The 5,750-nt window shown below is 67.7% G+C and carries 7 protein-coding genes, 1 tRNA gene and 2 pseudogenes; 5 read left to right on the top strand and 5 right to left on the bottom strand.

What is annotated here, in order from left to right:
* Both SACHA_RS22295 and SACHA_RS22290 read left to right on the top strand, forming a co-directional pair.
* Positions 1-198 (top strand): annotated as a pseudogene (locus SACHA_RS22295) (HesB/IscA family protein); the annotation flags it as partial.
* 30 nt (positions 199-228) lie between these two features.
* Positions 229-807, top strand: a pseudogene (locus tag SACHA_RS22290) (DUF222 domain-containing protein); the annotation flags it as partial.
* Positions 808-842: 35 nt separating this feature from the next.
* On the opposite strand, the gene SACHA_RS0114545 reads toward SACHA_RS22290, so the two are convergent.
* From SACHA_RS0114545 to SACHA_RS0114530, 4 genes are all read right to left on the bottom strand, one after another.
* Complete coding sequence (locus SACHA_RS0114545; protein WP_019810906.1) at positions 843-1,493, bottom strand: MBL fold metallo-hydrolase; 651 nt, start codon at positions 1,491-1,493, stop codon at positions 843-845.
* Positions 1,494-1,623: 130 nt separating this feature from the next.
* Positions 1,624-1,992: a hypothetical protein gene (locus SACHA_RS0114540; protein ID WP_157601709.1), complete on the bottom strand. Its 369-nt coding sequence runs from the start codon at positions 1,990-1,992 to the stop codon at positions 1,624-1,626.
* Positions 1,993-1,994: 2 nt separating this feature from the next.
* Entirely contained in the window at positions 1,995-2,570 is a 576-nt protein-coding gene (locus SACHA_RS24005) for a DUF3558 domain-containing protein (protein WP_198010157.1), read from the bottom strand.
* 17 nt (positions 2,571-2,587) lie between these two features.
* Complete coding sequence (locus tag SACHA_RS0114530) at positions 2,588-3,073, bottom strand: hypothetical protein (RefSeq protein WP_019810903.1); 486 nt, start codon at positions 3,071-3,073, stop codon at positions 2,588-2,590.
* A gap of 249 nt (positions 3,074-3,322) precedes the next feature.
* Between SACHA_RS0114530 and SACHA_RS26640 the strand changes: the two genes are divergently transcribed.
* Positions 3,323-3,943, top strand: a complete 621-nt coding sequence (locus SACHA_RS26640; RefSeq protein WP_408640326.1) for a sigma factor — start codon at positions 3,323-3,325, stop codon at positions 3,941-3,943.
* The gene (locus SACHA_RS22280; protein WP_198010155.1) at positions 3,924-4,175 is read left to right on the top strand and encodes a hypothetical protein; all 252 of its coding nucleotides are present in this window, start codon (positions 3,924-3,926) and stop codon (positions 4,173-4,175) included. The genes SACHA_RS26640 and SACHA_RS22280 overlap by 20 nt, the downstream gene beginning before the upstream one ends.
* A gap of 174 nt (positions 4,176-4,349) precedes the next feature.
* Here SACHA_RS22280 and SACHA_RS0114515 read toward each other — a convergent pair.
* Positions 4,350-4,423, bottom strand: a tRNA-Gly gene (locus SACHA_RS0114515).
* 168 nt (positions 4,424-4,591) lie between these two features.
* Between SACHA_RS0114515 and SACHA_RS22275 the strand changes: the two genes are divergently transcribed.
* Positions 4,592-5,750, top strand: a 1,159-nt coding sequence (locus SACHA_RS22275; protein ID WP_019810901.1) for an oxygenase MpaB family protein, incomplete at its 3' end; no start/stop codon positions are given.

Raw genomic sequence — 5,750 nt, 5'->3', positions numbered from 1 at the left:
TGTTCTTCGACGAGCGCACGCTCGACGGGGACCTGTTCCGGGACTTCAACGGCCTGCAGGTCGCGGTCGACCGGATGAGCCGCCCCGTACGTCCAGGGCGCGGAGATCGACTTCGTGGATTCCATCGAGAAGCAGGGCTTCACCATCGACAACCCGAACGCGGGCGGCTCCTGCGCCTGCGGCGACTCGTTCCACTGAGTTCGGGGCCCGGGTGAGCAGCGCAGCACCGACCAGTTGCGGGCCGACGTGCTGACCGACCTCCTCCTCGGCGCTGCTCGTACCGCGGCAGCGACGTCGGGTGCGCCGAGGCGGGCGGAGGTGTTCGTCCATGTCGACCTGCACACGCTCACCGGGCTCACCGACCACCCCGCCGACCTGGCCGGTCACGGCCCCCTCCCCGCCCACATCGCCCGCGAGATCGCCTTCGACCCGCGCTCGACGTGGCGGCGGATCATCACCGACCCACACACCGGGGCACCGATCGACGCGGGACGGCACCGCTACCGCCCGCCGAGGGTCACCGACGACCACGTCCGCGTGCGCGACCGGGAGTGCCGATTCCCCGGCTGCCACCGACCCAGCCACTTCACCGACCTCGACCACGCCACCGACTGGGGCAACGGACACACCGGCCGCACCGACCCCGACAACCTCGTCGGCCTCTGCCGACGACACCACCGACTCAAGGACGCCCCGGGCTGGAGTTACCACCTCGACCGCGCCACCCACCGCCTCACCGTCCACACCCCGAGCGGCCGCACCCACACCACCGACCCCGAACCCGTGTTGGATCAGCCGCCGTTCTGAAGGCGCGAACTGTCAGTCATCTGTTACTTCGAGCATCAGCCCGTGCTGGGTTCCGGGGTCAGTTGCCGCAACGCTTCGGCGACGCAGTCGGACCACGCACGGTCCCCGAGTTCGGTCACCCCGGAATCGCCGGCGAAGGCGCTGGAGAGCACCACGTCGGGTGTCAACGAGGCGATGTCGGTCAGGCTGGCGGTCAGTGTGTCCCGGTGGCTCATGCCCTCGATATATCCGGCGGTCCAGTGTCCTTCCGCACTGCGGAAGATCGAATCGCCGGTGAACAGGTATGTCGTTCCGCCGGGTGAACGGACGACGAAGCACGCGCTGCCCGGCGTGTGGCCCGGGGTGGGGATCACTTCGAGACCGTCGGCGACGGCATGCCGTCGTTCGAAGGCCTCGTCGACCGTGGCCGTCTCGCGCACGAGGTCGGCTTCGGCCGCGCTGACGTGCAGGGTCGAACCGAACCGCTGCTTGATCGCGCGCAGGGACGGTGCTATCTCGTCCTGGTGGCTCAGATAGTGTCGGGCCACGCCACCCAGATCGGCCATATGGTCGAGTTCGTGTTCGTAAGTGGTGTTGTAGAACAGCACATTGCCGCTCGGCGCCTGCCACAGGTAGGCGTGCGTGCTCAGCCCCGGCATCGGGTATTCCGGATCCGTCTCCCACAGATCGTCACTGATCTTCCTCATGTGTCCGTCCTCCCCTGGAAACGCTTCGGTCAGCCTGGGGAGAACGGTAGGAATTCGAGCGCGCTGGAGGTCAAGGCGGCGATCGCCCGCGCCGCCGGATGGTGTCCCGGCCGCGCCCACGGAGTAGCGGTCAGCGCCGTGAATGCTGTTGACGCTGCTCGTAGTCGTCGATCGCGGTGTCGACCCGGAGCGCGGCTTCCATGATCGACCGCAGTGTGCTGAGGACGTCCTCCGGCAGGTGCCGCCGGGCCGCGTCGAGGGCCCGGCCGATCTCCTCGCGCCGCTCGGCGGGCACCTCGACGTCTTCGGCGCCGAGCTGGGTGCGGATGTCGTGGACGATTTCGCCCAGTGACGGCTCCGGCGTGATGCCGACTCTGCGGCCGTGCCACGCACGGTGGCACCGTTCCGAACAGAAGTCCTGATCCACCGACCCGTCGAGCGGACCACCACACTCGTGACAACCGAGCGCCTCGTCGATGGCGGCGATGATGTCCGGCACGGTCAACCCTTCGGCAGCTTCGGCTCCACGACAGCAGCGAGCTCGTCCGCGATCTCGCACGCCTGTTCGGTCGTCAGGGTCGTATTGACGACGACGTCCACACGGGACGAATCGGTCACCCCGATGGCGATCGTGCACCCGAGTGAATCCGGAATTTGTGCGAGCTTTCGCCCATTAGTCTCGGTGTTGCGGATACCCATCCCTTGGTCGATCGCCTCAGAGACACCTGTCGTTTCCCGGATTCCTGTGACGAACGCGAGACTCTCGATCTGGGATCCGCTACGGTCGCGCACGAACTCGCAGGCTCGCGCCTCGCCGATTTCTGCTGGGTTGGAGTCTCGGAAAGAGCCGTACTCGTGCAACTCGTCCGCAGAAAGCAGGGAACACGGGTCTGTTCGAGCGAGTTGATCTTCTGCACCGGTCGTGTCCGTGGAAGGGTCCGCCGATGGCGCATGGTTGGCGGAGGACGGGCTGTCGGTGGGTGGTTGTGCCTGCCCATGCTGGGTAGGGGTACACGCTGTGACTGAGACGGCCAGTATGGCGAGCAACCCTGCCCAAGCCGTCTTCGCGTTGGACACCTGCTTCTCGCTCGAGTTCACGTCTGACGCCACGACGTCGCGGCCTTCGTCTCGGCTTCGCGATACTGTTCCGACGCCCGCAGCAAAGTCTCCTCCAACGTCCGAAGGGTCGTCTGCAGCGAATCCATTACCGGGACGATACCGTTCGGGCCGTCGGCCCCTTGTCGAACATCCGAAGCGACCTGCCTCGCGTACGGGCTGCTCCCGAGGGGAGGATCCTGGGCAATGACCTGTACTTTTCTGCTGAGGCGGTCGAATCGGTCGCGGGCGTTGCGCACCGCTTTCAGAAGGGGCTCCACGCCCCGATCGGTGATCTGGAAGCCGTCGTTCTTCACCGAGTCGAGCATCTCGCGTGCGCCGTCGTTCATCCGGTTCAGCGCATCGGCGTTCAGGTTGGTGCCCATGGTCACGCCCGCAGCCACGGCGCCGGCGAGACCGGCTTGCGCCGGGTCTCCGCGTGTGTCCGTCGGTTGGCTCTCGTCGAAGAATCCTCCGTCGGTCATCAACTCCCCCAGGTCCCCGGCATGTCCGCTCCGTAGGAACTCTAGGCGAGGAGCTGTGACCGGAGAAAGCGATGTGCCAGGGTCCATCGCACACTGGGCCTCGTCACCGACCCGCCGGACAGCGACCGTCGACGAAAGCAACAGGGCCGCTTCCACGTTCGGGAACCGGCCCTGTGCGCTGTGCTGACCCGCTCTGGAGTGGCTGACGGGACTCGAACTCGCGTTCTCAGCTCGGGAACCGGGGCGAGTATGTCGCGTTCGGCCCTCATTATGGCTCTAGCTGAGTTGCCCGGATCGGAGAGGGAAGAGTTGAGCGCCGTGGACCGTACGGAGATCTTCGAGGCGGAGCGGCAACGTCTGGTCGGCATCGCCACCCGTGTGCTGGCTGACCGTGCTGAGGCCGAGGACGTCGTGCAGCAGGCCTGGCTCCGGCTGCACCGGACGAGCACCGACCTCGAGAGCTTGCCTGCCTGGCTGACGACCGTGACGACCCGACTGTGCCTGGACCGGCTGCGGTCCCGGACACCGGTCCCGACGGCTGAGATCGAGGTGGCTGAGGTCGCGCCCGATGTGGCGAACGAGGTCTCCCTCGTCGACAGCGTCGGTGTTGCGATGCAGGTGGTGTTGAATCGACTCTCGCCCCGGGAGCGGTCGCGTTCGTGCTGCACGACAGCTGTTTCACTGTCGTTGACGGCGTCGTCGTCGGCATCACGTTCCGCGCGGAGCCGGAGGTGCTCGCGCGGGTGTCGCGACGCGAGGGAAGCAACGACACGGTTGATCGCGCAGCCGGTCACACTCGCCGTGTGCCGATCGTCAATCAGGTGGAGGCCGACACAACCGGACCACAGCATTGGAAGGAGACGACCGTGAAGACCATGACATGTCGCCAACTGGGGGACCCTGCGGCCTCGCGTATCGCGGCGAGACGGCCGACGACGTCATCAACGCCCAGGACCGATACCTCAAGGAAGCCGAGAAGGCCGGTGACGCATCCCATCAGGACGCGCGCGACGCGATGAAGGGCCGCTGGCGGCGGCCGAAGAAGTCGCTGGCCTGGTACCGCGATATGCAGAAAGCCTTCGCCGATCTTCCCGAGGACTGACCCCGTCCCGCACCGGACGATCGCTGATCGGTTTTCAGAGCGCGTGGAGGAGCACCGGGAGACGAGGACGACGGCTCGGAACCGAACGAGTGATGTTGCTGACGAAGCTCGACACAAGCGAGAGGGTCGCTTCCCAAGATCGGGTAGCGGCCCTCTGCACTGCGGAAACTTCCGTGGAGCGGATGACGGGAATCGAACCCGCGTTCTCAGCTTGGGAAGCTGATGTTCTACCATTGAACTACATCCGCATGTGAGGCTCCATCCTACAACGCCGTGATCGTCCGGCGACAGGTGGGGGTCCTCCCGCCTCGTCGCCGTCCACGATACCGGCCCGCTCCGGGTGCCGCGCTTGACGGCCGCGCCACGAAGTGACAACACTTGTTGTCCGAGCGTATTCGCAGGGCAGGTGAGAGCGCATGAAGCCGGACGAGCCCGACGCGCGGCTGCCGGACCCGGAACTGCTCCGGCAGGGCGGACTCCGCCTCGCCACCAGGTTCTTCGCCCCTCGGGACATCCGGGGGACCGAGCGGCAGCGGGAACGTCTGCGCGAGTTCGCCCAGGCGGAGGATCCCCTCGCCGACGCCGTCGTCGCGCTGTTCGACGACCTGCCGAAGGGTCGCGGACGGGCGCTGTTCGGGCAGGCCCTGGAGCACGGGATCGACAGCCTGGACGATCCGCCACGGCCGCTGGTGGACTTCTTCGCCTCCGTCGAGGCGACGCCGTACTGGGTCGACCACGAGCGGATCGACCGGGGCGCCCGCGCGATCGTGCGGACGGGCGTGCTGAGCCTGTTTCCGCTCGGCGATATGGCGCTGATGGGTGGCTACCTCGCCTCGCGGGCCACGAAGCCGCTGGTCGGCACCGGGGCGATCGAGTACGCGGCGGGCCGCAGGCTCATCGAGACGACGCACTGGTGGCTCGACGTCACCACCCCGGGTGCGCTGCACCGGGGTGAACGGGGCTGGGCCTCCGCGCTGCGGGTACGGCTGGTGCACGCCCACGTCCGTGCCGCGATGAACCGCAGGCCCGACTGGGACTACGCCGCCTGGGACCGGCCGATCAACCAGGTGCAGACGGTGGGCACGCTCCTGCTGTTCTCCCTGGTCTACCTGGTGGGGATGCGGCTGCTCGGCGTCCGCTACACCGAGGCCGAACGCGCCGACATCCTGCATCTGTGGCGCTACGTCGGCTGGCTGATGGGCGTGGACGAAACGCTGCTGCCCGCGGACGAGGACGACGCCTGGCGGCTGTTGTGGCTGCTCGCGGCCACCGAGTTCATCCCGGACGAGGACTCCCGGCGCCTCGCCGCCGCCCTGGTGCGCTCGCACGCGGAGGTCGGCGCGGGGCGGGGGCGGCTGGGGAGGTTCGCCTCCGAGCTCTCGGTGCGGGTGCACACGGCGATCAGCAGGCTCGTGCTGGGCCGGACGAACGCCGACTACCTGGAGCTGCCCGACGACCCGCTCGCCCGGACGGCGGTGCTGGCCGTCTCGGCGGCGAACTTCGCCGCCGAGACGGTGCGTCGGCGGCTGCCGGGAGCGACCGCGGTCCAGGAACGCCTCGGTGCGCTCGCGCTGC

This window comes from Saccharomonospora halophila 8 (genome assembly GCF_000383775.1).
In the GTDB taxonomy this organism is placed as follows: domain Bacteria; phylum Actinomycetota; class Actinomycetes; order Mycobacteriales; family Pseudonocardiaceae; genus Saccharomonospora; species Saccharomonospora halophila.
The sequence above is the reverse complement of the archived record's forward strand: the minus strand, read 5'-3'. Positions and strand labels throughout refer to the sequence as shown.